This is a genomic window from Okeania sp. KiyG1 (genome assembly GCF_014132355.1).
GTDB lineage: Bacteria > Cyanobacteriota > Cyanobacteriia > Cyanobacteriales > Microcoleaceae > Okeania.
The window spans coordinates 1-25,486 of sequence record NZ_BLZO01000157.1; the positions used below are offsets into that span (position 1 = coordinate 1).

Annotated in this window: 25 protein-coding genes; 14 read left to right on the forward strand and 11 right to left on the reverse strand. The window is 36.9% G+C overall.

What is annotated here, in order from left to right; genetic code table 11:
• From SAGCYANO_RS35925 to SAGCYANO_RS35945, 5 genes are all read right to left on the reverse strand, one after another.
• Window positions 1–6,060, reverse strand: a 6,060-nt coding sequence (locus SAGCYANO_RS35925; protein ID WP_237397018.1) for an Ig-like domain-containing protein, incomplete at its 3' end; no start/stop codon positions are given.
• 626 nt (window positions 6,061–6,686) lie between these two features.
• The gene (locus SAGCYANO_RS35930; RefSeq protein WP_202224412.1) at window positions 6,687–7,340 is read right to left on the reverse strand and encodes a hypothetical protein; all 654 of its coding nucleotides are present in this window, start codon (window positions 7,338–7,340) and stop codon (window positions 6,687–6,689) included.
• 705 nt (window positions 7,341–8,045) lie between these two features.
• Window positions 8,046–8,300, reverse strand: coding sequence for a hypothetical protein (locus SAGCYANO_RS35935; protein WP_202224413.1), 255 nt, complete (start codon window positions 8,298–8,300; stop codon window positions 8,046–8,048).
• Entirely contained in the window at window positions 8,290–8,631 is a 342-nt protein-coding gene (locus SAGCYANO_RS35940) for a hypothetical protein (protein WP_202224414.1), read from the reverse strand. The genes SAGCYANO_RS35935 and SAGCYANO_RS35940 overlap by 11 nt, the downstream gene beginning before the upstream one ends.
• 275 nt (window positions 8,632–8,906) lie before the next feature.
• Window positions 8,907–9,470: a hypothetical protein gene (locus tag SAGCYANO_RS35945; protein ID WP_202224415.1), complete on the reverse strand. Its 564-nt coding sequence runs from the start codon at window positions 9,468–9,470 to the stop codon at window positions 8,907–8,909.
• Between SAGCYANO_RS35945 and SAGCYANO_RS35950 the strand changes: the two genes are divergently transcribed.
• The 5 genes from SAGCYANO_RS35950 to SAGCYANO_RS46435 all read left to right on the forward strand — a co-directional run bounded on the left by SAGCYANO_RS35950 (window position 9,448) and on the right by SAGCYANO_RS46435 (window position 11,313).
• A complete protein-coding gene (locus tag SAGCYANO_RS35950) occupies window positions 9,448–9,810 on the forward strand; it encodes a hypothetical protein (RefSeq protein WP_202224416.1) in 363 nt (120 codons plus the stop codon). The genes SAGCYANO_RS35945 and SAGCYANO_RS35950 overlap by 23 nt on opposite strands.
• 86 nt (window positions 9,811–9,896) lie before the next feature.
• Entirely contained in the window at window positions 9,897–10,178 is a 282-nt protein-coding gene (locus SAGCYANO_RS35955; RefSeq protein ID WP_202224417.1) for a YkgJ family cysteine cluster protein, read from the forward strand.
• A 12-nt stretch (window positions 10,179–10,190) separates the two neighbouring features.
• On the forward strand, window positions 10,191–10,433 hold the full coding sequence (locus SAGCYANO_RS35960) for a hypothetical protein (protein WP_202224418.1): 243 nt from the start codon (window positions 10,191–10,193) through the stop codon (window positions 10,431–10,433).
• Window positions 10,434–10,599: 166 nt separating this feature from the next.
• On the forward strand, window positions 10,600–10,788 hold the full coding sequence (locus SAGCYANO_RS50970; protein ID WP_202224433.1) for a transposase: 189 nt from the start codon (window positions 10,600–10,602) through the stop codon (window positions 10,786–10,788).
• A gap of 240 nt (window positions 10,789–11,028) precedes the next feature.
• The gene (locus SAGCYANO_RS46435; RefSeq protein WP_237397019.1) at window positions 11,029–11,313 is read left to right on the forward strand and encodes a hypothetical protein; all 285 of its coding nucleotides are present in this window, start codon (window positions 11,029–11,031) and stop codon (window positions 11,311–11,313) included.
• 577 nt (window positions 11,314–11,890) lie between these two features.
• On the opposite strand, the gene SAGCYANO_RS35980 is transcribed toward SAGCYANO_RS46435, so the two are convergent.
• The gene (locus SAGCYANO_RS35980; RefSeq protein ID WP_202224420.1) at window positions 11,891–12,532 is read right to left on the reverse strand and encodes an IS607 family transposase; all 642 of its coding nucleotides are present in this window, start codon (window positions 12,530–12,532) and stop codon (window positions 11,891–11,893) included.
• A complete protein-coding gene (locus SAGCYANO_RS35985) occupies window positions 12,504–12,698 on the reverse strand; it encodes a hypothetical protein (RefSeq protein ID WP_202224421.1) in 195 nt (64 codons plus the stop codon). The genes SAGCYANO_RS35980 and SAGCYANO_RS35985 overlap by 29 nt, the downstream gene beginning before the upstream one ends.
• A 300-nt stretch (window positions 12,699–12,998) precedes the next feature.
• On the opposite strand from SAGCYANO_RS35985, the gene minC reads away from it, so the two are divergent.
• The 7 genes from minC to atpC all read left to right on the forward strand — a co-directional run bounded on the left by minC (window position 12,999) and on the right by atpC (window position 19,657).
• Complete coding sequence (gene minC / locus SAGCYANO_RS35990; protein ID WP_202224422.1) at window positions 12,999–13,781, forward strand: septum site-determining protein MinC; 783 nt, start codon at window positions 12,999–13,001, stop codon at window positions 13,779–13,781.
• Between the two features lie 828 nt (window positions 13,782–14,609).
• Window positions 14,610–15,416 (forward strand): septum site-determining protein MinD, encoded by an 807-nt coding sequence (gene minD / locus SAGCYANO_RS35995; RefSeq protein ID WP_202224423.1) that lies wholly within the window; start codon window positions 14,610–14,612, stop codon window positions 15,414–15,416.
• A 305-nt stretch (window positions 15,417–15,721) separates the two neighbouring features.
• Window positions 15,722–16,006 carry a cell division topological specificity factor MinE gene (minE, locus tag SAGCYANO_RS36000; protein WP_202224424.1) on the forward strand — a complete coding sequence of 95 codons (285 nt, stop codon included), beginning with the start codon at window positions 15,722–15,724 and terminating at the stop codon, window positions 16,004–16,006.
• Window positions 16,007–16,949: 943 nt separating this feature from the next.
• Complete coding sequence (locus SAGCYANO_RS36005) at window positions 16,950–17,102, forward strand: hypothetical protein (RefSeq protein ID WP_202224425.1); 153 nt, start codon at window positions 16,950–16,952, stop codon at window positions 17,100–17,102.
• Window positions 17,103–17,121: 19 nt separating this feature from the next.
• Window positions 17,122–18,576, forward strand: a complete 1,455-nt coding sequence (gene atpD, locus SAGCYANO_RS36010) for a F0F1 ATP synthase subunit beta (RefSeq protein ID WP_202224426.1) — start codon at window positions 17,122–17,124, stop codon at window positions 18,574–18,576.
• A 36-nt stretch (window positions 18,577–18,612) separates the two neighbouring features.
• A complete protein-coding gene (locus SAGCYANO_RS36015) occupies window positions 18,613–18,906 on the forward strand; it encodes a hypothetical protein (RefSeq protein ID WP_202224427.1) in 294 nt (97 codons plus the stop codon).
• Between the two features lie 337 nt (window positions 18,907–19,243).
• Entirely contained in the window at window positions 19,244–19,657 is a 414-nt protein-coding gene (gene atpC, locus SAGCYANO_RS36020) for an ATP synthase F1 subunit epsilon (protein ID WP_202224428.1), read from the forward strand.
• Between the two features lie 386 nt (window positions 19,658–20,043).
• On the opposite strand, the gene SAGCYANO_RS36025 is transcribed toward atpC, so the two are convergent.
• The 3 genes from SAGCYANO_RS36025 to SAGCYANO_RS36035 all read right to left on the reverse strand — a co-directional run bounded on the left by SAGCYANO_RS36025 (window position 20,044) and on the right by SAGCYANO_RS36035 (window position 21,710).
• Window positions 20,044–20,340, reverse strand: a complete 297-nt coding sequence (locus tag SAGCYANO_RS36025; RefSeq protein WP_375340053.1) for a hypothetical protein — start codon at window positions 20,338–20,340, stop codon at window positions 20,044–20,046.
• A 321-nt stretch (window positions 20,341–20,661) separates the two neighbouring features.
• A complete protein-coding gene (locus tag SAGCYANO_RS36030; RefSeq protein ID WP_202224429.1) occupies window positions 20,662–21,282 on the reverse strand; it encodes a DUF3177 family protein in 621 nt (206 codons plus the stop codon).
• A 200-nt stretch (window positions 21,283–21,482) separates the two neighbouring features.
• A complete protein-coding gene (locus SAGCYANO_RS36035; protein ID WP_202224430.1) occupies window positions 21,483–21,710 on the reverse strand; it encodes a Calvin cycle protein CP12 in 228 nt (75 codons plus the stop codon).
• A gap of 763 nt (window positions 21,711–22,473) precedes the next feature.
• Between SAGCYANO_RS36035 and SAGCYANO_RS36040 the strand changes: the two genes are divergently transcribed.
• Complete coding sequence (locus SAGCYANO_RS36040; RefSeq protein ID WP_202224431.1) at window positions 22,474–23,715, forward strand: FIST N-terminal domain-containing protein; 1,242 nt, start codon at window positions 22,474–22,476, stop codon at window positions 23,713–23,715.
• On the forward strand, window positions 23,712–23,843 hold the full coding sequence (locus SAGCYANO_RS48490; RefSeq protein ID WP_255502847.1) for a hypothetical protein: 132 nt from the start codon (window positions 23,712–23,714) through the stop codon (window positions 23,841–23,843). Before SAGCYANO_RS36040 ends, SAGCYANO_RS48490 begins: the two co-directional genes overlap by 4 nt.
• 686 nt (window positions 23,844–24,529) lie before the next feature.
• Here SAGCYANO_RS48490 and SAGCYANO_RS36045 read toward each other — a convergent pair.
• On the reverse strand, window positions 24,530–25,486 hold a 957-nt coding region (locus SAGCYANO_RS36045; RefSeq protein ID WP_202224432.1), incomplete at its 5' end, for a metallophosphoesterase.

Below are 25,486 nucleotides of genomic sequence, written 5' to 3' on the forward strand. Positions count from 1 at the left end.
TAAAGCGTCGGGAGCGGGTGGTGTAGGCAAATCTACTGTTAGGGAACTGCAACAAAACTGTCCTGGGTTTAGCTGTACCCCTGATTCAGTTTCGTAAGGTAGTCCTACTTGGGGAATAGTGATTGCTGTTACTGATTTTTCGGCTGCGTTTATTAATACTGGTACTGTTGCTAGGGTATCTACACCAAAACCAATTAAATCTAAACCTCTTTGTCCAAAAAATAGAGGATTAATTTTGCCTATTTTACGGCTTTGTTGCAGAGCTGAATTTTGCAGAGCTGACACTCTACTAGCTACAGCTATAGATGCTACTCCTGCCCCTACTAATACCGTACCTGCTACTGTCGATGCCAGGGCTAATTCTATGTGAGCTACTGAATATTCAAAGTTGGGAATTACAACGCTATATTCCCCAGACAGTTGTACTCCTTGCCATGGTGGGGACTGGGTGCGAATGATGCCGTCTTCTCCTACTATTCCTGATTCTTGTACTACCCAGGTTTCGTTAAGGTTGCCTTCCGCATCAGGAATTTCTCCTTTGACCATAAAGAAGACTTCGGTGCCTGCTTCTACGTCTTCTGGGGCGGGAATTGCTAGTTGTACTGGATGATTAATTGGTTGGTCGCCAATTTCTAGTTCAAATCCTGTGACGAAGGAGTAGTTTTCTGGGATATCTAGGGATAGTTCTTGAGAGTTTTTGGAGGTGATATTTACTGAGGTTTCTTGGAGGAATGATTCTGGTGGTATCATTACCAGTTCTCCATCGCTCCCGGAGACAATACCACCGTTTTCATCAACTATTGTTGCCCCTGGTTCTGGTTCATCTACTAATACTGGAATGGTTGCCGACGCATCTCCATACTCAACCGTAACAGTTGTCTCTCCTACTCCTGTAGCAGTTACTAAACCTTCATCGTTAACGGACAGCACATTCTCATCCGCAACAGTATAGCTAATATCTGCAATATCAATTGTCAGCTCAGGAGAGTCTAACCATCCATCCACTTTCACGGATAACTGTCGCGTACCAGTATTAGGCAGGGTAATGGCATCGGGATAAGTATCTAATCCATAAATTTCTGCTAAGGATAATATTTCTGGTCCTGGTCTGTCTATTTCTGCCTCTGAAAATGTAAATTCAAATTCAATAACATCTGAAGAAATATTATGTTCGTCAACTGCTTGGAGATACAGAGTATAGGTTCCATCTGTTAATACATCTCCCAACATTTCTTCTAAGAATTCGGGGGTTAGTTCTAAGCTTCCATCTATTTCTAAAAGCGGAGTTAAATCGATAAATTCTTCAGTGGAATTATTGTTGAAGTTTCCTGTTAAACTAACAATGTCACTCCCATCTAAAATATTAGCAATTATTGTGGGTTCGGCAGTAAGTTTATCGGTATCGGATTCTCCTGTATCGTTGGCTAATTCGATAAATATTTCTGGAGCAACGGTATCTAAAGTAAATTCAAATTCCACAATTTCAGAAGCAATACCATTGGAACCAGTACTTTGAAGATTTAAGAAGTAAGTATCATTAGTTAATGTTTCTCCTAAAATATCTTCTAATAATTCTTGGTCTAATTCAAAAGTTCCATCCTCTGACAAAGCATCAGTTATATCAACAAAATCTTCTTCGAGAGTATCGTTAAAACCCGCTGTTAAACTAACAATTTCACTATCGGTATTAATAGTTCCAATAATTGTCGGGTCGGAAGTAATTCCATCACTATCATCCGCTCCTGTATCGTTGGCTAATTCTACTGAAATCTCTGATGCTTCTGAGTCTAAGGTAAATTCAAATTCTACAATCTCTGATAAGTTACCATCAGAATCTGTAACTTGAAGTTTGAGAGTATAAGTACCATCAGTTAAGATATCTCCTAAAATATCTTCTAATAATTCTTGGTTTAATTCAAAAGTTCCATCCTCTAACAACGCATCAGTTATATCTACAAAGTCTTCAGGGGGAGTTTCATTAAAACCTGCTGTTAAACTAACAACTTCACTCTCTGTATTAACAGTACCAATTATCGTCGGGTCGGAAGTAATTCCATCACTATCATCTGCCCCAGTATCCGACGCTAATTCTGCTGAAATAATTGGTACTTCTACATCTAAATCCAAAGTAAATTCAAATTCTACAATCTCTGATAAATTACCACCCGAATCTGTAGCTTGCAGTTTCAGATTATAAGTTCCATTAGTTAAAGTATCTCCAAAAACATCTTCTAATAATTCCTGGTTTAATTCAAAAGTTCCATCCTCTAATAAAGCAGCAGTTACGTCTACAAAATCTTCAGGGGATGTCTCATTAAAACCAGCAGTTAAACTAACAACTTCATTTTCGATATTAATAGTACCAACAATTGTCGAATCAGAAGTAATATTATCAGTATTATCTTCTCCAGTATCGTTTAACAATTCTACTGAAATAATCGGGGAATCTATATTTAAAGTAAACTCAAATTCAATAACCTCTGATAAGTTACCATCAGTATCTGTAGCTTGAAGTTTCAGAGTATAAGTTCCATTAGTTAAAGTATCTCCAAAAACATCTTCTAATAATTCCTGGTCTAATTCAAAACTACCATCTTCTAATAAAGCAGCAGTTACATCAACAAAGTCTTCAGAAAGAGTATCGTTAAAACCAGCAGTTAAACTAACAATTTCACTCTCTGCATTAATAGTACCAATTATCGTCGGGTCAGAAGTAATATTATCACTATCATCCTCTCCAGTATCGTTTAATAATTCAGCCGAAACTATCGGTACTGAAACATCTAAATCAAACGTAAACTCAAATTCAATAACCTCTGATAAATTACCACCCGAATCTGTAGCTTGCAGTTTCAGACTATAAGTTCCATTAGTTAACGTATCTCCCAAAACATTTTCTAATAATTCCTGGTTTAATTCAAAACTACCATCTTCTAATAATGCAGCAGTTACATCCACAAAATCTTCCACAGAAGTCTCATTAAAACCCGCTGTTAAACTAACAACTTCACTCTCTGTATTAATAGTACCAATTATCGTCGGGTCAGAAGTAATTCCATCACTATCATCCCCTCCAGTATCGTTTAATAATTCAGCCGAAACTATCGGTACTGAAACATCTAAATCAAACGTAAACTCAAATTCAATAACCTCTGATAAATTACCACCCGAATCTGTAGCTTGCAGTTTCAGACTATAAGTTCCATTAGTTAACGTATCTCCCAAAACATTTTCTAATAATTCCTGGTTTAATTCAAAACTACCATCTTCTAATAATGCAGCAGTTACATCCACAAAATCTTCCACAGAAGTCTCATTAAAACCCGCTGTTAAACTAACAACTTCACTCTCTGTATTAATAGTACCAATTATCGTCGGGTCAGAAGTAATTCCATCACTATCATCCTCTCCAGTATCGTTTAATAATTCAGCCGAAACTATCGGTACTGAAACATCTAAATCAAACGTAAACTCAAATTCAATAACCTCTGATAAATTACCACCCGAATCTGTAGCTTGCAGTTTCAGACTATAAGTTCCATTAGTTAACGTATCTCCCAAAACATTTTCTAATAATTCCTGGTTTAATTCAAAACTACCATCTTCTAATAATGCAGCAGTTACATCCACAAAATCTTCCACAGAAGTCTCATTAAAACCCGCTGTTAAACTAACAACTTCACTCTCTGTATTAATAGTACCAATTATCGTCGGGTCAGAAGTAATTCCATCACTATCATCCTCTCCAGTATCATTTAATAATTCAGCCGAAACTATCGGTACTGAAACATCTAAATCAAACGTAAACTCAAATTCAATAACCTCTGATAAATTACCACCCGAATCTGTAGCTTGCAGTTTCAGACTATAAGTTCCATTAGTTAACGTATCTCCCAAAACATTTTCTAATAATTCCTGGTTTAATTCAAAACTACCATCTTCTAATAATGCAGCAGTTACATCCACAAAATCTTCCACAGAAGTCTCATTAAAACCCGCTGTTAAACTAACAACTTCACTCTCTGTATTAATAGTACCAATTATCGTCGGGTCAGAAGTAATTCCATCACTATCATCCTCTCCAGTATCATTTAATAATTCAGCCGAAACTATCGGTACTGAAACATCTAAATCAAACGTAAACTCAAATTCAATAACCTCTGATAAATTACCACCCGAATCTGTAGCTTGCAGTTTCAGACTATAAGTTCCATTAGTTAACGTATCTCCCAAAACATTTTCTAATAATTCCTGGTTTAATTCAAAACTACCATCTTCTAATAATGCAGCAGTTACATCCACAAAATCTTCCACAGAAGTCTCATTAAAACCCGCTGTTAAACTAACAACTTCACTCTCTGTATTAATAGTACCAATTATCGTCGGGTCAGAAGTAATTCCATCACTATCATCCTCTCCAGTATCATTTAATAATTCAGCCGAAACTATCGGTACTGAAACATCTAAATCAAACGTAAACTCAAATTCAATAACCTCTGATAAATTACCACCCGAATCTGTAGCTTGCAGTTTCAGACTATAAGTTCCATTAGTTAACGTATCTCCCAAAACATTTTCTAATAATTCCTGGTTTAATTCAAAACTACCATCTTCTAATAATGCAGCAGTTACATCCACAAAATCTTCCACAGAAGTCTCATTAAAACCCGCTGTTAAACTAACAACTTCACTCTCTGTATTAATAGTACCAATTATCGTCGGGTCAGAAGTAATTCCATCACTATCATCCTCTCCAGTATCATTTAATAATTCAGCCGAAACTATCGGTACTGAAACATCTAAATCAAACGTAAACTCAAATTCAATAACCTCTGATAAATTACCACCCGAATCTGTAGCTTGCAGTTTCAGACTATAAGTTCCATTAGTTAACGTATCTCCCAAAACATTTTCTAATAATTCCTGGTTTAATTCAAAACTACCATCTTCTAATAATGCAGCAGTTACATCCACAAAATCTTCCACAGAAGTCTCATTAAAACCCGCTGTTAAACTAACAACTTCACTCTCTGTATTAATAGTACCAATTATCGTCGGGTCAGAAGTAATTCCATCACTATCATCCTCTCCAGTATCATTTAATAATTCAGCCGAAACTATCGGTACTGAAACATCTAAATCAAACGTAAACTCAAATTCAATAACCTCTGATAAATTACCACCCGAATCTGTAGCTTGCAGTTTCAGACTATAAGTTCCATTAGTTAACGTATCTCCCAAAACATTTTCTAATAATTCCTGGTTTAATTCAAAACTACCATCTTCTAATAATGCAGCAGTTACATCCACAAAATCTTCCACAGAAGTCTCATTAAAACCCGCTGTTAAACTAACAACTTCACTCTCTGTATTAATAGTACCAATTATCGTCGGGTCAGAAGTAATTCCATCACTATCATCCTCTCCAGTATCATTTAATAATTCAGCCGAAATTACTGGAACTTCTATATCAGAATTTAAACCTAAAACATCAGCTAAAAAACTTTCGTTATCGACAGCATCATCGGCTAACCCTTGCAACCTTAAAAAAGATCTTCTGCGACCGGCGGCACCATTTGGATGGATAGTGACAATAACATCTGTCTCATAAGTTCTAAACCCCACATAACCAGACTCTATAGGGTCATCTCCTGTCAAACCCATACCATCTAGTACCTCGGTGAAATCTATTTTATCCTGACCTACTTCAAAGTCAGTAATAATATCCCCTGCGTCTATGATGCTGGTGTAGAGGAATGTATCGTTACCATCACCACCAGTAATAGTATCTCGACCCTGGAAACCAATAATTATATCGTCGCCTTCTGTACCAACTAAGTTATCCCGACCGGGAGTACCTTCGATAGTATTTACTTCAATATCATCAATTAATTGAGATGAAAATCTGAGTGTTTCCTCATCTAGTGGTAGTACAGTAAATGTGTCTTCAGAGCTTAATAATGGTTGAGGAAAATTGAACTCATTATCGTTGTTGTTAACTAAACCAGAAACAGTTAACGAGTCAGTCTTAAAAATATTTAATTCATCATTTGATAACATAATTGATTACACCCTCTCAATGAATTTAACGTGAAACTTTGAGCTGAAAGCAGACTAAATAAATACTTTAATTTCCGTACTTATATTAGCTAAAATTAGGAATATGTAGATATTTCAGCAATTAACAATTAACAATTAATAATTAATAATTACCTCTTCTTAAAACGGATAGGATTGACTAAAAGGATTTTTTGATTTTATCCCCTTAAAAGGCTCGGCTTCAAGGCGTGAATTGTTGAATGAATAATTATTAACTATCAAATCTTAATTATTCATTATTCATTATTCATTATTCGGTAAATTCCGTTTTCCTTCGGTCAATATTTGCTATGGTCGAGCTAACTATTTACTACCAAGCAAAGAAAATGAAAAATCATTTCAAAATTTGATAATTGAGCGCCAATAATTGACAATTAGTAATTAGCTTGGCAGCAGCATTAGTAAGAGATTATATCTGCTCAATTTAGCCAGACTAATATTAGTTATTTATTATTAATTTCAAAGACTTTAAATCTTGGACTTTAAATCTTGATTAATTATCAATTATCAGAAATTTTTACACGGAACCTCGTGCATAATATTCCTAAAATTAACAGTCCTAAAGTTGTATCAGATTCAGGAATAGGCTAACTGTCAGATGGAGTATTAAGAGTGAGATTACTAACTGATAATGCTGAAGAGTTGGTAGGGTCGTCTATATCGAGTACCCCAAAACCTATAGTGTAATTTCCTGCTTCTGTAAATTGATATGTGTAAGATTGAAGACCTGTTTCTGAATCAAATAGACTAGATGCAGATGTAGAATCAGCAACATCTGCTAGTTTGATTATTTGAGAATCTACTAAAAGAAAAGCAGTATCGTTTAAAAATTCTGGTAATAGCGTAGAGGTTTCATTGGTGAAAAAGTTCCAATCAAAACTTAATTCATCTCCAGCTTTTACAGTTAGTATTGTTTTCAATACAGAACCTTCATAAGCTTCTCCAGATTGACTCAAGGAATAGGGATTTAAACCTAAGAAAAATTCTAGGTCTCCGAAAAAATTATCTACTGCTGGTGTGTCGGAAAAGTTGAAAGTTCCCGATGCAGCTCCTAGTTGATAATCATCGTCCAGGTCGGCATCGTTTGATAGTAAAACTTGGTTGTTGGAGACCAAGTTTACATCTCCTAAAGTTTCCCAACTTGTTAAGTCTAAACTTGCTGCTTTGACTGGATTAGTTAATCCTAAAGTTAGGCAACTTATTGTTGTTAATGTGATTGCTCTCTGAAAGTTTTTCAACATCTTTTTATCTAAAATCTGGAGACATTAACAATTATTTTTGTTGTTTTTATCTAAGATTAGCTGTCTGTTTTAAGTTGATTTTACAGCTAAAAAATGATAGCTGTTTAGGAAACATTTAGACACAGAAATGCTTGCTAACTGACAGCTAAATACTTACCTTGTAATGTTTTTGATTGGTAAGCTCATCCTATCAGATTAAATTTGAGCTTGACAATTAGTAATTTCCACAAATTTAAGAATTAATTAATTGAAATATATCCGACTAAACACAATTAAATCTAATCAATATTAAATTTAAGCTCTCTGGCAAAATACTTAATATAAATAGCTGAGAAGATAGTGAATTATGTTGAAGCGTCTGTATTTGATGAATTACTTAATTTTTTTATACTGGTTTTAATTGGACGCGCTTTATAATTTCTGAGTTTTGGGAAGTGAAGATTTTTCTCAATGCGCAAGACGATCAGAAAATTTAATGATAAACACTGAATTTAGAATGTAGAATTTAGAAATATGTTTCTGAAGTTGACAGTTCGGAAATCTTTAAAATTACTTCCATTCTGGCTGCTACGCTGATAACTTTTCAAACTTATTGCTATAGTATATTACTTTGATTTTTGCTTGGGTTTTGCTGTGAAACAGCTTAACTAGATATCCTACTTTTGTCAAGTTGCGATCGCGATAATTACTCAGCTTTCTCAAATATCAAAAATCAATATCTTCTGTACATTCCAAATCATCAAAATTAGGCTCAAAAGCCGGAATATTATCATTTTTCCATAATTTTCGATATTCATGCGGTAGCCATTTCGGCCATTCAAAAAAATCATTTTTAGCTGCCAAAACCAACCATAAAATCCCACCTTTTGCACGAGCTAAACACCGAGTTAGTGCAACATATATCATGTGTTGTTCCTGCTCCTTTTCCTCTTTAGATTGGTTTTCATATTCAATCGGCATGCAGTACTTTTCCAGCATTTTGCTCCACTGGAGGAATGTTTCCACCACCAAATAAGTCTAAAGTGCTGGAACTTTCTTCTGGTTTGGCCAAGACTGAAGCAACATTGACCATCGCCCGTGGTATTGGTTGTGGTTGTGGTTGTGGTTGTGGCCTTTCCACTTGTGCGATCGCCTGAATTATGGGCAATCTCCCATAGGTATATTCCGAGTAAGCCTTCTTCCAAGTATCCCTAAGTCGGAGGTCGCCGTACTTGGCCTTTATCTCCAGGGGAGATATCCCCTCCTGGATGAAAAACTTCCGGTATTGCGGAACCGTCTGTGGTTGTGCCATAATTATTTTCATCGTAAAATTTCGGTAAGTGGGAAACCACCGTCTTTTAAGCGGTGGATGGAAACGACTCGACGGATTTTAATCCGTAGTCAAAAAATGTGTTATAATTAACCTTAAACTTAAAAAGTAGCCTCAATGGCTTTTTAGCCGGAGAGAGTAGTGGCAATTGACACCGTAAGCGTGGACTGCTGCTGTATACGTACTACGGTACGGTACTGGCAATGTGGTTGTTGCGAGCAATGTGAAAATCGAGGTTTTAACCCGATTTACAACTCCTAGTCACGAATCCACGCGGATTTATCCCGTGGAGTGTCAACAGTATATCTTTCCTGGACTAAAGCTTCGAGGTCTTCTTCCCAAGCTTTAATCTCTGGTGTTTTTGGCAAACAAACTTTTGAACTATCTACAGACTCTGGCTCGGCTGCTGTTTCGGTATCCGGGCCATAGTTGTCTTTTGGGTCTAAATAATCCCCTAAAATCTCTTCAAGTAATTTTTCCGGTTTAACTCCCTGTTCTCTTGCCCGGTCTTTTAATTTGTCCCAGACATCTCTGGGTATTTTTGCTGTGGCTAAAGGGGTTGTAGTTTCCCCTGTAATAGTATTTTCTATGTAACTTGCTGTAATAGGTTGGGATAGATTCTTTGCATTGTCCAATACTTCCTGCCAGCAGCTTGTAGTTTCATCAGCTTCCTCGCTGACTTGCCTGGCAGAACTAGCTAATCTCATAGCTTGAGACACGTTGTCTGGCAGTTCGGTAAATCCTTCCAACATCAGCCCCCAAGATATTTGAGCAGCTTTGATGACTTGTTTGACGTAATTGATAAATTGGGTAGCAATCACTCATTTTCACCAACCACAGAACAGTATTGACTATGTATTCAAAGGTCAACTAGAATATTTACAATGCGACTATTATATTACAAGCCTTAGTAAGATTAATTCAGAAAATTTACCCAAAGTAAACGAGTTACGCGAAACAAATTTACAGAAGCAAACCAAGTATTTCGATTTCAAGGGAAAATTCAACGTTAAATCAAAGCACGCCGTTGAACTGATGATTCATACCAAATGGGGAAGTGAAGATTGGGGAATGCCAAAAGCGGGAGAGTTTCTTTATAACTTGGGTCAATATGGGTATCTCAACAAACAAGATTTAAACCTATCCTTAGAAAAACAATAATTGCTAAAGTTCCTAGTGGCGAAATTAGAATTGAAGATGGAGCCGATGGAGCTTGGATTTTATTCGACTGCGAATGCTTAGATGCCTTGCCTTATTGTCGCGCTCAATGTTGTGGTTTAAAAGGAATTTGTGTAGCTCCAGAAGAGCAGGAGTATGCAAAGTACGAAAGTTATTTTGACCATCAGATAGGTGCGTTGGTGTTAAAACGTGATGCCGATGGAATGTGTTACGCCTTAGACCGACAAATGAAAACTTGTACTATCTATGAAAATAGACCCCAAGTATGCCGAGATTTTCATTGCACCCGTGGAGCGGATATGCGTGGGTTTAAGTTGTCAAATAAAGTTAATCGTCAATCAGTTGAATAATGACTAGAAAAAATGCCACCTGAAACAGTTATCACTATTGGCATGATATCTACTTTTGCAGTTGTAATTGTTGGCAGTTGGGGAGTTTTTAGGTACATAGGAAAAATAGAGTATCAAATCAAGGAAAATGCGAGTAATTTAAAAAATATAGAGAATTTATTAAAAGAAAGAGACAGAAGGTTATTGAGAGAAATTAAATGTGTTAGCTGTTGTCATACCTGCAACTTGTTTGGGAGGCGTACCTATTTCATATAGAACCCCTAAGTGTATCTTTTGAGGAAAAGGCATATAGTTTAAGTAGCTAGTTAAGTAGCGATATAGCTGCCGCTAGGCTCCGCCAACGCCAATTATCAGAAACAGATTTGGGTAAATGCCAGCCTTCAAGCAGTTTAACAGACAAAGAATGGGTTCTTATTGAACCATCCCATACCAAAAAAGAAGAAAACTTGTCCCACGCAAATGGACTAAAAAGCAAATACTAGATGGTGTTCTCTACCAACTTAAGAATGGTTGTAATTGGTCCGATTTACCTAATGACTTACCTCCTTATTCCACAGTGTTTTGGCATTATAAACAGTGGCGAGCAGAAGGGGTAACCCTTGAAGATTAGAGATGTTTTACATGGTCAAGTACGTCAACAAGTAAAAAAAAAGCGCTCCGGGACAACTTTAATAATCATTGATTCACTTATCTGTAAAAAATACTTGTAATGCTAGTGTCAAGTCCAAGGGATTCTGTTTCTACAAAGCTACTAATGGAATTAAGAGACACTTAGCAGTAGATAGTCTAGGTTTTCCTTCTTGCTCCGTCCTTACTCTGAGGAAACCTCAGAGCGGGCGGTGCGCTTTTTTTGCTCATTGCACATGCATCATCAGTTTCTGATGATGACGGATTAATTGAAATGTTGTCAGAGAATATTGACTACTTTAAGTCCAAACCTGTAAACGTTCCTAAAATCACTATTTTACTTGATAATGGATACCAAGAGCGAAAAAATCATACAGAAGTTAAAAAAAATCTATCCTGCGATTATGACCAAAATTCGGTTGAAACTATCACCAAAACTATCATTGGCGGAGAAAAAACAGGAAGGAAAAACAGGGTTTGTTCCCGTAAAAGCCAGGTGGGTCATTGAAAGAACCAATTCCTAGATGGAGAGGTGTAAAAGCTTGACCAAAAATTTTGTTTGCGTTTGCGTAGCATCCCGTAGGGAAGCATTCCGCAGGAAAAGAACCCTGGAAAATGCTACTGCTAAGATTAATATGCCGTTTTATTCGATTGATGCTTAAGAGGTTAGCGATCGCCTAATTTTTTAGAGATACGCTTAGGGGTTCTATAGACTGATTATGCATGAATATATAACTACCCGATCAGCCTTTGCTTTTGTCCTTATACTTTGGTATTTTGGGTTGAGCGTGAAACTTTTTTGGATGTGCGCGACCATTCTTTTATAGCTTGAAAATAGCCACGCCAAGTTGCAACCAAGCATTTTATGATTTGTTTTGATACTTTAGTTGGTAATGCTCTATAAGCATCGCTATTTTTGGTGGCGTGATATAGCTTGGTTAAATCTAGACTTTTTGAACACTTGAAAAAATGCTGACGACAATGATAGTTAGCCAGGTTGTACAAGTTTTTTGATTTAAAGGCTAACTGAGCACACACCCGCCAAGATCGATGTGTTCGTCTAATTATATGTCTGTCAACAACTTTCATTGAACTTGCCCTTTAGTGCGAGACTTGATGTGATTTTGACGTCGCTGACTGCTCCGTTTTCCATATAATTTAGCCGAAAATGATGCCATCAAAGACACTATATCTTCTACAAGTTCTGCTTCATAAGACTTGGGAAAAACTGACTCTATCATCTCTATTTCAACTCCATAACTACTAAAAAAACTATCTAGGTAGTTATAGTTAAATCTAGTCAGTCGGTCTTTGTGTTCTACAACAACTTTGTTAATTAACCTTGAGCGCACTAAGTCAAATAATCTTTTTAATTTATCACGACTGTCATTCATCCCTGAACCAACTTCGGATAAAATGTGTTCAACTTTATAGTTTTGTTTGACACAGTATTCTAATGTTCTAGCTTTCTGTCTATCTAAGTCTCCCTTACTCTTTTGATCGTGCGAGCTAACTCGACAATATACGGCAACTACCTTGTGGTTTTGAGCCTCACTCGGAGTTTTTACTCCCATCAATTCATTGACTTCACTCTCATGAAAGCGTCTATGGCCACCAGTTGTTCTGATTGGCTTTAATTTATTTGCTTTTTCCCATTTAGTTAAAGTCCATCGACTTACATTTAAGATTATGCAAACTTCAGATGTAGTTAGGAGTTTTTTTGTCATGGTTTGTGTGCCAAATATTTAACCAATGGTCATAGAACTCTTGAAAGGCTTCAGGTAATGGTACTTCTTCATACTCCAATGGTATTGGATGTTCGTATACCCGCCCGTCACTTAATTCAAATTCTGTTGTCGTCACTCGGACTACCTTGATTGAGTTTTCATCCATTGCCTTATTCCACTCTCTTGAGACCTACTTTATATCTTATACCACTTTTATACAAATAACAACAACTTTCTACATTTTTAGTTCAACAGTTAATCACCCTTGTTTATTTTGAGGGAAAGGGTGCGGACATCTCATCAGACAACACCAGATTTTTCTCTCCTAAATAACTAATCGCCCTTCTTCCTTCTTCCCTCTTCCTTCTAGTATAAATGGTGTACTAGCACACAAATCTTAACTAATAACTGATATGATAAGATAGTCTGGCCAAAAAAAAAGATTAAAAATAAAATTCCACACTATATGCCTTCTGATGATTCTATCTCAACAACTCCCGCCTCTACACCAGAAGTAAGTACCAACTTACAAGTCAGATTCAAAACAGAGGAAGGAAAATTGTTATTACTATTGCCACCAGAATTTAATAATGGTGAGATAGAAAATCCAACTGCTATGACCTGGACAGAAATTTGGCAACAGTTCAAGCAACGCCTCAAAGCAGGAGAAAGATTTTGGCAGCCAAAAACAGAGGTACAGCTCATTGCTTTTGACCGCTTATTAGATACTCGTCAACTACAACAAATAGCTGAAGCTCTTTTAGAAGTAGAGCTAGAATTAACAACAGTTCAAACTTCACGCCGCCAAACTGCTGTAGCAGCAGTCACAGTTGGCTATTCTGTAGAGCAAAAATCTGACATTACTACTCTCAACCAAGCTCCTACAGAAAAAGTTCAACCTATGCTTGAACCTTTATATTTACAGATGACCATTCGTTCGGGAGTAGAAATTCGGCATCCTGGTACGGTAGTAATTGTAGGAGATGTTAACCCTGGTGGTTCTATCATTGCCAATGGAGATATTTTAGTGTGGGGTCGTTTACGAGGAATAGTCCACGCTGGTGCTAAAGGAAATTCTCAAAGTGTAATTATGACTTTACAGATGGAACCAACTATTATCAGAATTGCAGATCAAGTAGCTAGAGGGCCAGAAAAACCACCAGCTCAATTTTATCCTGAAGTTGCTTATGTAATGGATCGAGGGATTCGTATTAGTAGAATGGTAGACTTTGCTAAGATACGCCGTTAAAGAAGAAGTCAGAAGTCAGGAGTCAGGAGTCAGTAGGTGGCTCCATCAAATATTGATGTTTAATTTATTCAGTGGGGTGCGTTAATGAAATGTAACGCACCCCACTGAATTTTAATTTTCGGTATGCTACTCTTATGATTTCACAGGAGTTAGTAGAAAGGAGTTTTTCGGTGACTTTAGAGTCAGAAATAGGTATAGTTCCCACTATTTTTTGGGTGAAAATTTACCACTGGTTGAATTTAATACATCACATCAGCAACGCCCAATAATTTGTCACCCCAAGCTTATCCTCTGGTATCTTGACAAAATAAAAGTTTTAATGTATTGAGAATAAGTTGATCTTTCTGAAGTTAACAAGTAGCAGATTTTTGTGAGTTTACATAAATTGTGACATACTCCCACACTAACCTGACGGTATAGTGTGGGCTTCTCGTTTCACAGTCCCGGTATCCCGTCGGACAAGCGCGTGCTTTAAGAACGAGATGCCCCACCGCTCTTTTTGCACATCAAAAACTGCTCACCTAGTTCCGCAATCAGATTTTACGTTTTCCCACAGTTGACTAGGAATTCGGGCCAACAACCCCATATCCTATTAAATTTTTATGGTTCATTACTGGCGGCGATTAGCTCAAACCAGCATAGTTCGATGATAACATAAAAATTTGTAAATTAATGAGGCATTGAACCCCATTAATTTACCGCCGATTCATCTGGTCGCAAAATCACAGATTATGGCGATCTGCTTCTCAGCGATTTAGCTAAAATGCCAAAATAATCTCTAAGTTTTGACTATAATACAATTCCTTATTTCTTAATTTCTAATAGCTTATGAGCAGAATTATTGTTATTACTTCTGGTAAAGGTGGAGTGGGAAAAACTACTTGCACAGCAAACTTGGGCATGGCTTTAGCTCAAAATGGCCGCCGAGTAGCCCTAGTTGATGCAGATTTCGGATTAAGAAATTTGGACTTACTACTAGGTTTAGAAAACAGAATTGTCTATACGGCAGTAGAGGTTTTAGCTGGAGAATGCCGCCTCGAACAAGCAGTAGTTAGGGATAAAAGACAACCTCGGTTGGCACTTTTACCTGCTGCTCAAAATCGAATGAAAGAAGTAGTTACTCCCCAACAAATGCAGGAGTTAGTCAATATGTTAATACCAAAATATGACTATATTCTGATTGACTCTCCTGCTGGAATTGAACAAGGTTTTCAGAACGCGATCGCCCCTGCCGAAGAAGCTATAATTGTTACAACCCCAGAAATATCTGCCGTCCGTGACGCGGATCGAGTAATTGGCCTTCTAGAAGCCAACAATGTTAAGAATATCCATCTGATAGTTAATCGAATTAGACCTCAGATGGTCCAAGCTGATGAAATGATGTCCGTACAAGATGTAGAAGAAATTCTTGCTATCCCACTGATGGGAATTATTCCAGATGATGAGAAGGTAATTGTATCTACTAACCGAGGCGAACCTTTGGTATTAGCAGAAAATGTTTCTTTAGCAGGTTCAGAATTTGTTAATATTGCTCGTCGTTTAGATGGAGAAAAAGTAGATTTTATTGACCTCAACCCCCCAAAAGAAAATTTCTTTACTTGGCTGCGTAAATTATTGTCATCTAAAGTTGTTTAATGAAGAAGGAAGAAGGAAGAAGGAAGAAGGAAGAAGGAAGAAGTAAGAAGGAAAAAGTGGATGGGGATAGTCAATAACCTGCCACTTAGTGTCTTATAACCCCAATCAATAGACATAGCACTACGCAAATAGGTGAGGACATTTATAAATGCTCAAACTCAGTCAGATATAACTTTTAACTTTTAACTTTTGACTTTTGACTTTTGACTTGCGCTATAACACCGTGTAGAAGGCGGGGTATTAAACCCCAAATAAAAAGACCGCAATTTACTGCATAAATCAACTATTAAATTAACAATAAGCTAATGTTAAATGAAATTATAGAAAAGCTTTTTTCTAAAAATACTAATAGTAGTCGTAATGAAGTTAAGCGTCGTTTGAAGCTAGTTATCGCCCATGACCGTGCTGATATAAATCCAGAAACAATTGAGGCGATGAGAAAAGAAATTATGGAAGTAGTATCTCGCTATGTTGAAATAGATGACAGTGATTCAGAATTTTTGTTAGAAAATAGTCAAAGAGCTACAGCATTAGTGGCAAATTTGCCTATTAGACGTATTAAAGCTAAGTCAGATATTCAGAATAGTTAAATTATTTAACTTAAGTATCTGTACAAAATTAATTCAACATTTGCTTGAAATAGAAAATAGCAGGACTTACGCAAAATATCAAATTATACACCATCTGTAGGGGCGCCATTCGTCAGCTATGCGTCAGCTTTCCGGCCGAAAGCTTGCGCATAACTATCGTTAACGCCCATACTAGATTATAGTGGCTGCGCCTAAGTCCTATAATTAATAATTAAATTCAAGCCTTCTGAAATAACTTGGCATTTCCTTCGACACTACTTTGAAGAATTTAAAAATTTTGAGAAAGAGGCTCAAAGAAAACGAAATTAGCTATATTTAATCTTTGGTAACTCTTATACTCCTGCCCATAGTGAGCGTCAATGTGAATTAATCCTTTAATCTGCAATTGATATTGATGAACAAACTGCTCAAAAAGAGATAAATTATCTGCTCCGAATCAACCATTCCTTCTAAAGATGCCGATAATATTTCCAAATATATTTAACATTTTTTTGATTGTAATTACTTTGAAAATATAAGATTTGCTCACGGGATAAAAAAATCGAGCGATCGCTAATTTCTTAAATCAATTTGACAAATATTTTTCGAGCAAAACACATATCAAAAGATTCGTTCTTCAAGCTTGACAATGATTAAAAAAAATAGTATGCACTCCAGTACTATACAAATAAAGTCCTCAGCAAAAAAATTAATATCACCTTTGATGAACCCTTCAGTGATACTCTAAAAAATGACAGTGCAACTTGTTCAGTCGAAAGGCCAAAGCAAAAAGCCCGGATGATTGATGTAGAGCTTATGGTTGAGGCCAACCTCATTTCTACATATATTCAAGAATCTTTGTGGGCTAAAATGCCTTCCCTAGATACAAATAGAGCATAGATCGAGACTTAAATGCCTCAATTAATTTGAGAAAGCAAGTGTGTAATTCTGAGACCTCCTTAGAATGAAAACCCACTCAAGATTTGGTCAGGTCTATACTCTGAAAATTGCAGATATAGAGGAATTAATTGAACAAGAAACCCACACTAAAAGCAACAGCAAGCTTTTTGCCATAGCAGTGTCAGTGTCGGGTATATTAATTTGGATAGCTAAATAAGCATATAGACATAGATAGAATGGTAAGCACCGCAGAAAAAACAAACGTAGGACAAATTACTCAAATTATCGGTCCAGTTGTAGATGCTAAATTCCCTAGTGGAAGTCTTCCAGAAATCTACAATGCCCTAACAATTTCAGGTCAAAACGAAGCTGGACAAGATGTTTCAGTAACCTGTGAAGTACAACAACTTCTAGGTGACAACCAAGTAAGAGCTGTGGCCATGAGTAGCACAGATGGCCTTGTGCGTGGTATGGATGTAGTGGACACTGGGGCTGCAATTAGTGTACCTGTAGGTACTGCTACTCTAGGTAGAATATTTAACGTGATTGGCGAACCAGTAGATGAACTAGGTCCAGTGGGAACTGAGGAGAAATCTGCCATTCACCGTGAATCTCCTAAATTAGTAGAGCTAGAAACTAAGCCTTCCGTTTTTGAAACAGGTATTAAAGTTGTAGACCTACTAGCTCCCTACCGTCGTGGTGGAAAAATTGGATTATTTGGTGGTGCGGGTGTAGGTAAAACCGTTATCATCATGGAATTAATTAATAACATCGCTAAAGCTCACGGTGGAGTATCCGTTTTTGGTGGTGTGGGAGAGCGGACTCGTGAAGGTAATGACCTTTACAATGAAATGATTGAGTCTGGAGTAATTAACCCAGAGAACCTCCCCGACTCTAAAGTGGCCTTGGTTTATGGTCAGATGAACGAACCACCAGGAGCAAGAATGCGTGTAGGTCTATCTGCTCTAACAATGGCGGAATATTTCCGGGATGTTAGTAAGCAAGACGTACTACTTTTCATTGACAATATCTTCCGGTTTGTACAAGCAGGTTCTGAAGTATCTGCACTTCTGGGAAGAATGCCATCTGCGGTGGGATATCAACCTACCTTGGGTACAGAGATGGGTGAATTGCAAGAAAGAATTACATCCACAAAAGAAGGTTCTATTACTTCTATTCAAGCAGTATATGTACCTGCGGATGACTTGACAGACCCTGCACCTGCTACTACCTTCGCTCACCTAGACGCAACTACAGTATTGTCAAGGGGACTTGCTTCTAAGGGTATTTACCCAGCAGTTGACCCCTTAAACTCTACATCTACTATGTTGCAACCAAGCGTAGTGGGCGATGAGCATTATGCTGTAGCTCGTTCAGTACAATCTACTTTACAAAGGTACAAAGAACTTCAGGATATTATCGCTATCTTAGGTTTGGACGAATTATCTGAAGATGACCGTCTAGTAGTAGCTCGCGCTCGTAAGATAGAGCGTTTCCTATCACAACCTTTCTTTGTAGCTGAAGTATTTACAGGTTCTCCTGGTCAATATGTGAAGCTCGAAGATACTATGAAAGGCTTCAAAATGATTTTATCTGGAGAACTTGATGAGTTACCAGAACAATCTTTCTACATGGTGGGAGGTATCGATCAAGTAATCGCCAAAGCTGAAAAAATGAAGGCAGAAGCATAGTCTTACTGGCTATGTTGGTGATTAGTTGACGAAAAAATGTTGACAGTTGGCTTGTGGGTTGTCGATGCTGAGACCGATCGGTCAACTGACAACTCAGTAACTAACACAATTGAAAAAGGCAGAAGGCAGAAGACAGAAGGGGCAAGTCAACAGGATGTTCATACCCCTCCTGACCAAAAAAGAAGGTCTCAAGCCTTCCATTTCAAGGGGATGAAAAAGCGGTCGTTTTGCTGGCGCATAACTACGTTAACGGCTGTCGCCGACACGTTTGCGTTTGCGCAGCATCCCGTAGTAGCGCGTCAAGCTGAAAATGATGTATTAAATTTTTAGTATAGTTCTTGCTATGACTAAGGTTTGGAGGATTTTTCTAAAACACTATTTCAAGCTTGACGCGCCAGTAGGGTGGGATGGCAAGGTTTCCTCGCCATATCCATGAGACCAAGAGAAGATCGACTTCAGTATTTCAAGCCACTGGCTTTAGCCGGAGGTATTGATAACTGATAACTGATAACTGATAACTGAAATGACTTGGAACTACTGAACTTTCGTTCAGTGGGGGTCTTAAAGCCTTGTTCCATTTAGTCGCAGCAGAGGACAAACAAAAGAAACCTTCAGCGTATCTGCCCTCTGCCTTCCCCCGAAAAAATAAACAAAAAATTATTGACAGATGACATTAACTGTGCGTGTAATATCTCCCGACAAGACAGTTTGGGACTCAGAAGCTGAAGAAGTAATTATACCTAGTACAACAGGTCAATTAGGAATTTTAAGTGGACACGCTTCTATGCTGACCGCTCTCGATATAGGTGTAATGCGAGTTCGTGCTGAAAAAAGTAAAGATTGGGTAGCGATCGCCCTGATGGGTGGTTTTGCTGAAGTAGAAGCAAATGAAGTAACTATACTTATTAATGGCGCTGAAAAAGGGGAAACTATTGACAAAGAAGCAGCTCGTATAGCTTACAATGAGGCTGAATCTAGTCTGGAAAAAGCTGAAAACGGCGACCTTCAAGGAAAAATTAAGGCCCAAAAAGCTTTGAAGCGAGCTAGAGCGCGTCTGCAAGCTGCTGGTGGCGGCATTTAATATAATTAGGGTCTGCTGAAAAAATTGGTTGGTGGGGGTAAGACACGGGGACGCCGAGACGCGGGGACGCGGGGAAGAGGCAACGGTTTAGGCTATTTTATGTGAAGAAATTTTCTGCTGAAATTCAAGAAAATTTCAGTATTTTGAGGCAAATAAGAGCCATAAACTAGGAGATAAACTGAATATAAAAAGCTCCATTACCTTAGGCTATCCTGACTTTTAGCTTCCATAAGCAAGCCCTAATTAGAAAAGTAATTCCCGATGTTTTTGGGGAATAAAGGGTTTGCCGTTTAACCCTGTAGTGCTTAACCCACTTGCGTTTGACTAGACTTTCAGACTTTCTCGTTCAGTTTGAGTAAGTTTAGTTGAGTGGTTAACTTAAACTACTAAATTCCTATTTCTGCAAGCAGGGACTGCATTTGTTCTATAGTCAGTCCCTGTTTAATATAAGTAGGTGATTCTGGGTTGTAGGGACTAGCAACCAAATCGATACTAAGAATTTTAGCTGTTTCTGGTAATACGGGTATATCTGGGTCGAAAGCTGTAGCTCTCATTAGGGAACTAGAAAAACCTTTAAAAATAGCTACTTCATCTGGTTCTCCATCAGTTTCAACCTTAACTATTAATACTTCATTCGGTTTTTTAATTGTGTATTGTTCCAAACGATGAGAAATACTACTCATTATTAGGTGTTAGGTCGTAGGTGTTAGGTGTTAGGTGTTGGGTATTATACAAATTTTATGTGAGGTAGCACAGAATTATGAAATTAATTAACTTGTCTATCTCGATCTACACTCAATTTTGATTAGTATATTATTCTATGCAACTTCTTATGCATTTGGTATAAATAGAATCTTGGTGTTTAGGGAATAAAACTAGACTGAGATTTAATCTTAGATATAGCACTCAAAAGAAAGGCTAGGACATCTAAAAGCCTAAAATTCAAACAACGCAATAATATTTTCCCTTCTAAATTCTAAATTATAAATTATAAATTCTAAATTCTAATTGCCTGTTGCCGATCGCCCTTGTTTCTGTAACTTAACCAAAACAAAATAACAGAGAAAAATTGTATAGATTATTAGTCCGGTAAAACCCAAGAAGCCGATAAATTCTTGAGGCCAGTCTGGATGGAAAATTTGTTTAAATAACCATGGAGGGTCTAGCCAAACATTACAAAATGGATCTTCAAGTAAATCATTGCGGGATTTAAAAGCACAGGTTAAAAAAGGAATCTGGCATAGTGCTCCGATTAAATTATAAAATGTAGTAGCCCAACGCCAAGAAGTTAAACTAGCCTTCAGAGGAGAATTTCGTAATTCTCTAATTTCCTCGTTCAAATCTACCCAAAACCATAAAGATATAGGAATTAAAATTCTAGCTATTAATGATGTTAAAAAACTGATAGGTACTGCTGCAATCATTAAGTAAACTGTGATTGCCAATAAACTAGAAACTCGCCAATAAGTAATCAACAAACGTTGAATAGCTTCAGATTTTTTGACAAAAGCCCAAATCAAAATAAACAGGGGTAGTACCACAGTAAATAATACCGCTAGCCTATAGTCCATCCAGACCCAAATCTCTAATCCAGATGTTATGGCTATGGGTAAAAAATTTAACATAATTAGTAACTTATAAAAATAGTAATTTATAAAAATTTAACTATAATCGTAATTAACTTTAAAAAGTTATTTATGGTATATTTTTTTGATAAGCAACTGAATTAATAAGTTAAATATTTCAGTTGCTTACCAGCCAAACATTAATATCTTTAAATTTAATAAACTACGATCGAATAGCTTATTAAATCAATAAATTTGCCCTAGTTGTCGTATACTCGACACTCAACAGCCTCAGGATTATCATCGCAATAATTTTCCAAGGAACTTGGAGACTTCTTTTCCTTTTGATGAGCAGACTCAGCTTGAAGCTCTTCTACCGAATCCCAGGCTGCGGCACATTCCTTGGAATTAGCACCAGAAGCATCACAAATAGCACGAGCTTCTTCGCGCTCTTGCTCAATTTTTTCCTGAATGTTGTTATTAGTCATAGTTTTTTATTCTTAACTTAACTTAATTTACTACCTACGATTTTGGGACACAATTTCTAAATATAAAATCAAGGCTTAGAAATTGAAAAACAGGTCCGATAAAGAGACAAATTAAAATTTTACCTCTTTATCATTTATATATGCTACGAGAGGTTCCCAACCAAATGATCTTGATATTTTAAGATTCATTGACCAAAAAATCAATCTTTTAAGCCACCTGAATGTCCAGCTTGCTAAACAATACTTAATATATTAACATAACTGAAACGATAGCCTGTTTTATAAGTAACATTTATGTATGAAATTAAATTAAAAGTTATAGTAAATCTCAAAGTAGTTCTATAAGGTGGTAGTGGTAAATATGTAGTGATAATAAAAGTTCTTAAATTTTAAAATACCTATTTTTTATTTTTTTGTTTCAGATTTTTACAGTTTAACAGTTTAGCTATATGCTCGACTAAAGTAAATACTTATGTTAGCAATGGCTCTATTTGACAAATTACTTTGAGAAAAAATTAGTCTAGCCAGAATATCTAGTTGAATCGGTGTATCAGAAAAATGGCTTCAAGATTATGCAAACGCTAAGTATAATGACTTTATCTTTTTCAAAAAAATTGTAAAATTATTTAGGAGCTATATGGAATTTTATGGTCTGATATTCTACTTTATTTCTGCCTTTTGCCCTATTCCTGATTTCCTATTCGCAATTATTTAACTGAAATATTAATATTAAAAATATATTCACAAAGGAGCCTCAATATAGATGCAGTGGTCAAACTCTATATCAACCCGTCCCTCATTAGAAGCAGCAGTTAAAGAAGTAGTAGAAAAAAGTTTAGAATCATTAGGAACTACAGCAGATTTAGGACTGGTATTTATCTCCTCAGCTTTTACCAGTGAATATCCACGACTTATGCCTCTACTAAAAGAATATTTGCCCGAAACAGTTATCGTCGGTTGTGGAGGCGGTGGTATAGTTGGTATGAATGATGATGGAAAACCACAAGAACTAGAACATCAACCAGCCATTAGCCTCAGCTTGGCATATTTACCAGAAGTCACAGTAACAGCTTTTCACATCTCAGGAGAAGAACTACCAGACTTAGACAGTTCTCCCGATGACTGGTGTAATCTCATCGGAGTACCTACCACAGACCATCCTCAATTTATTATACTCGCTGACCCATTTTCTGCCAAAATTAATGACCTGCTTCAAGGTCTAGATTATGCTTATCCTAATTCAGCTAAAGTAGGAGGATTAGCTAGTAGTGGCCCGACTGGTAACAGTGCAGGACTTTTTTGTGAAGACCGCCTTTGTGAGGAAGGAGCTGTAGGAGTATCTCTATCTGGCAATATTATTTTAGAAACAATTGTAGCGCAAGGCTGTCGGCCTATTGGTAAGCCATATCGTGTTACAGAAGGAGAACGTAATATAGTTCTAGAACTTGAAGAAGTCGTTAGTTCTGACCAAATGGTGGGTGGTATTAAACAATCTCCCCTAGAAGCATTACAAGGCTTAGTACAAAATCTCAACGAAAAAGACAGGAAACTAGCAGAAAATTCTCTCTTTGTCGGTATAGTAAGAGACGAATTTCAGCAAAACTTAAAACAGGGAGATTTTCTGATCCGTAATTTAATTGGAGTTGACCCTAAAGCAGGAGCGATCGCTATTGGCGATCGGGTAAGAGCGGGCCAACGAATTCAATTTCATTTACGAGATGCTAATACCTCAGCAGAAGATTTAGAAATTTTACTAGAGCGCTATCAAAGGGAGGTTTCTTTGGAGACTAAATCTACAAATAATGCTACTGCTTTAATGTTTTCTTGTTTGGGACGAGGAGAGGGACTATATGGTAAACCTAATTTTGATTCTAGATTATTTAGTAGTTATTTGAATATTCCTATCAGTGGCTTTTTCTGTAATGGTGAAATTGGTCCTGTGGGTGGTAGTACATTTTTACATGGTTATACCTCTGTATTTGGTATTTGTCGTAAACCTTTTTGAAGAAGGAAGAAGGAAGAAGGAAGAAGGAAGAAGGAAGAAGGAAGAAGGAAGAAGGAAGAAGGAAGAAGGAAGAAGGCATCCCCCCTTGCCCCCCTTTGAAAGCTATGCTTTATAAACATCTTTCTTAACATAAAACTTGACAAAACAGACAAGTTATGGGTAAGTCTGGGGTCAGCTTTTTCGGGAGAAAATTGTATTGAAAAATACACTTTTTTGAGGACTGTAGACAAAATTCTTACTCCCCCTCTTCCCCTCTTCCCCTCCTCCCCACCCTCCTACAAGGGTTTCAGGAGTTCCTTATCAGGGATAGCTTTGAAAGGGGGGAGGAAGAAGGAGGGAGGAAGAAGTGGATGGGGAATCAAACCTCAACCAATTGTCAACACCCTGTAGACGGCGGGGTATCAAAGTCAAAAGTCAAAAGTCAAAAGTCAAAAGTTAAAAGTTAAAAGCAAAAAAAAATAGTAACTTTTGACTCGACTATATTCATAATTCAGGAGTTAGGAGAAAATCATAGTGTTCATAATTGAGTCAGTAATTGAGTGTTTATGCTGAGTATTTTCTGGAGAATTTGACCGTTGAGATAAAAGCAATAGCTGAAGTCCGCAGTTCCGAGCCAGGAGGCAGACTGAAGCCCTGACGGCTGTTTGCGTAGCATTCCGCAGGAAATTGCTTACCGAAAAATTCAGGTATAAAGCCTCTCCATTCATGGAGAAACAAAGAAAAAAAAATCCTTTGATCCAATCCTCTTATTTATCTTAATTTATAAGAAGAGGTAATTCTAAATTCTTAATTCTAAATTCTAAATTCTTGAAGATTATTGCAATAGTAACCTAGCATTATTATCAATACTTTTAGTGGCGCTAAAACTTTCAAAATATTGTCTAGCATGAGGTGGAAATTCAGGGAAGTTAAACACAGCATCACCACCCGCAATATCTGCCCAAAAATAACGCAGACTAGGAGCAAGTTTTTCTGCTATTTCTGGTGATAAATTTACAGGAGGATTAGTCAAAAGTTTAAACATAAAACGAAAGGAGCGATCGCCAAGCCAGTTTCTAGACGTATCGCTAAGATCGGGAAAGTTAGGCAAAGAATTAACTCGATGACTTTCAATTTTTAAAGATTGTTGACCACTAGAGTCAGTAGTAAAGTTAATGATGCGATACGGATGAGGATAAGTAACTAAAGAACCAGTTGTAATTTCATAAATTCCTTGATATTCAGCAACATCCTGAACGTGAAGATGACCAGTAAATATCAGCTTAACTCCAGCAGATTGAAGAATATCTAACAATGCTAACCTATTTTCTAAAATATAACGACGACCAAGGGAATTATTAGATTGATCTGGTAAATGTTCAATTACATTATGATGTACCATTACCATAACTAATTCCTCTTTCGTAGTAGTTAAAACCTCTCTCAACCAATCTAATTGTTCTGCTTCTAAACTACCCGTATATTCTTGTTTACCAGAACTATCAAACTGATTAGAATTAAGCCCAATTATTCGTACTCCGGGCAAAATTTGTTTAGTGTAATATAATCGTTCTTGGTAATCAAATCCACAATGGTGATAATAACTAGGAAAATCTGCCAAACCAATAGAATAGTCATTGGTAAATTTTGTCGGTACATCGTGATTACCAGGCACTACATAAACTGGATAAGGAAGTGTAGCTAATTTTTTACTTAACCAGGTATGATTTTCCATTTCACCATCTTGAGTTAAGTCTCCAGGTAATAGTAAAAAATCAATATCTAGCTTACT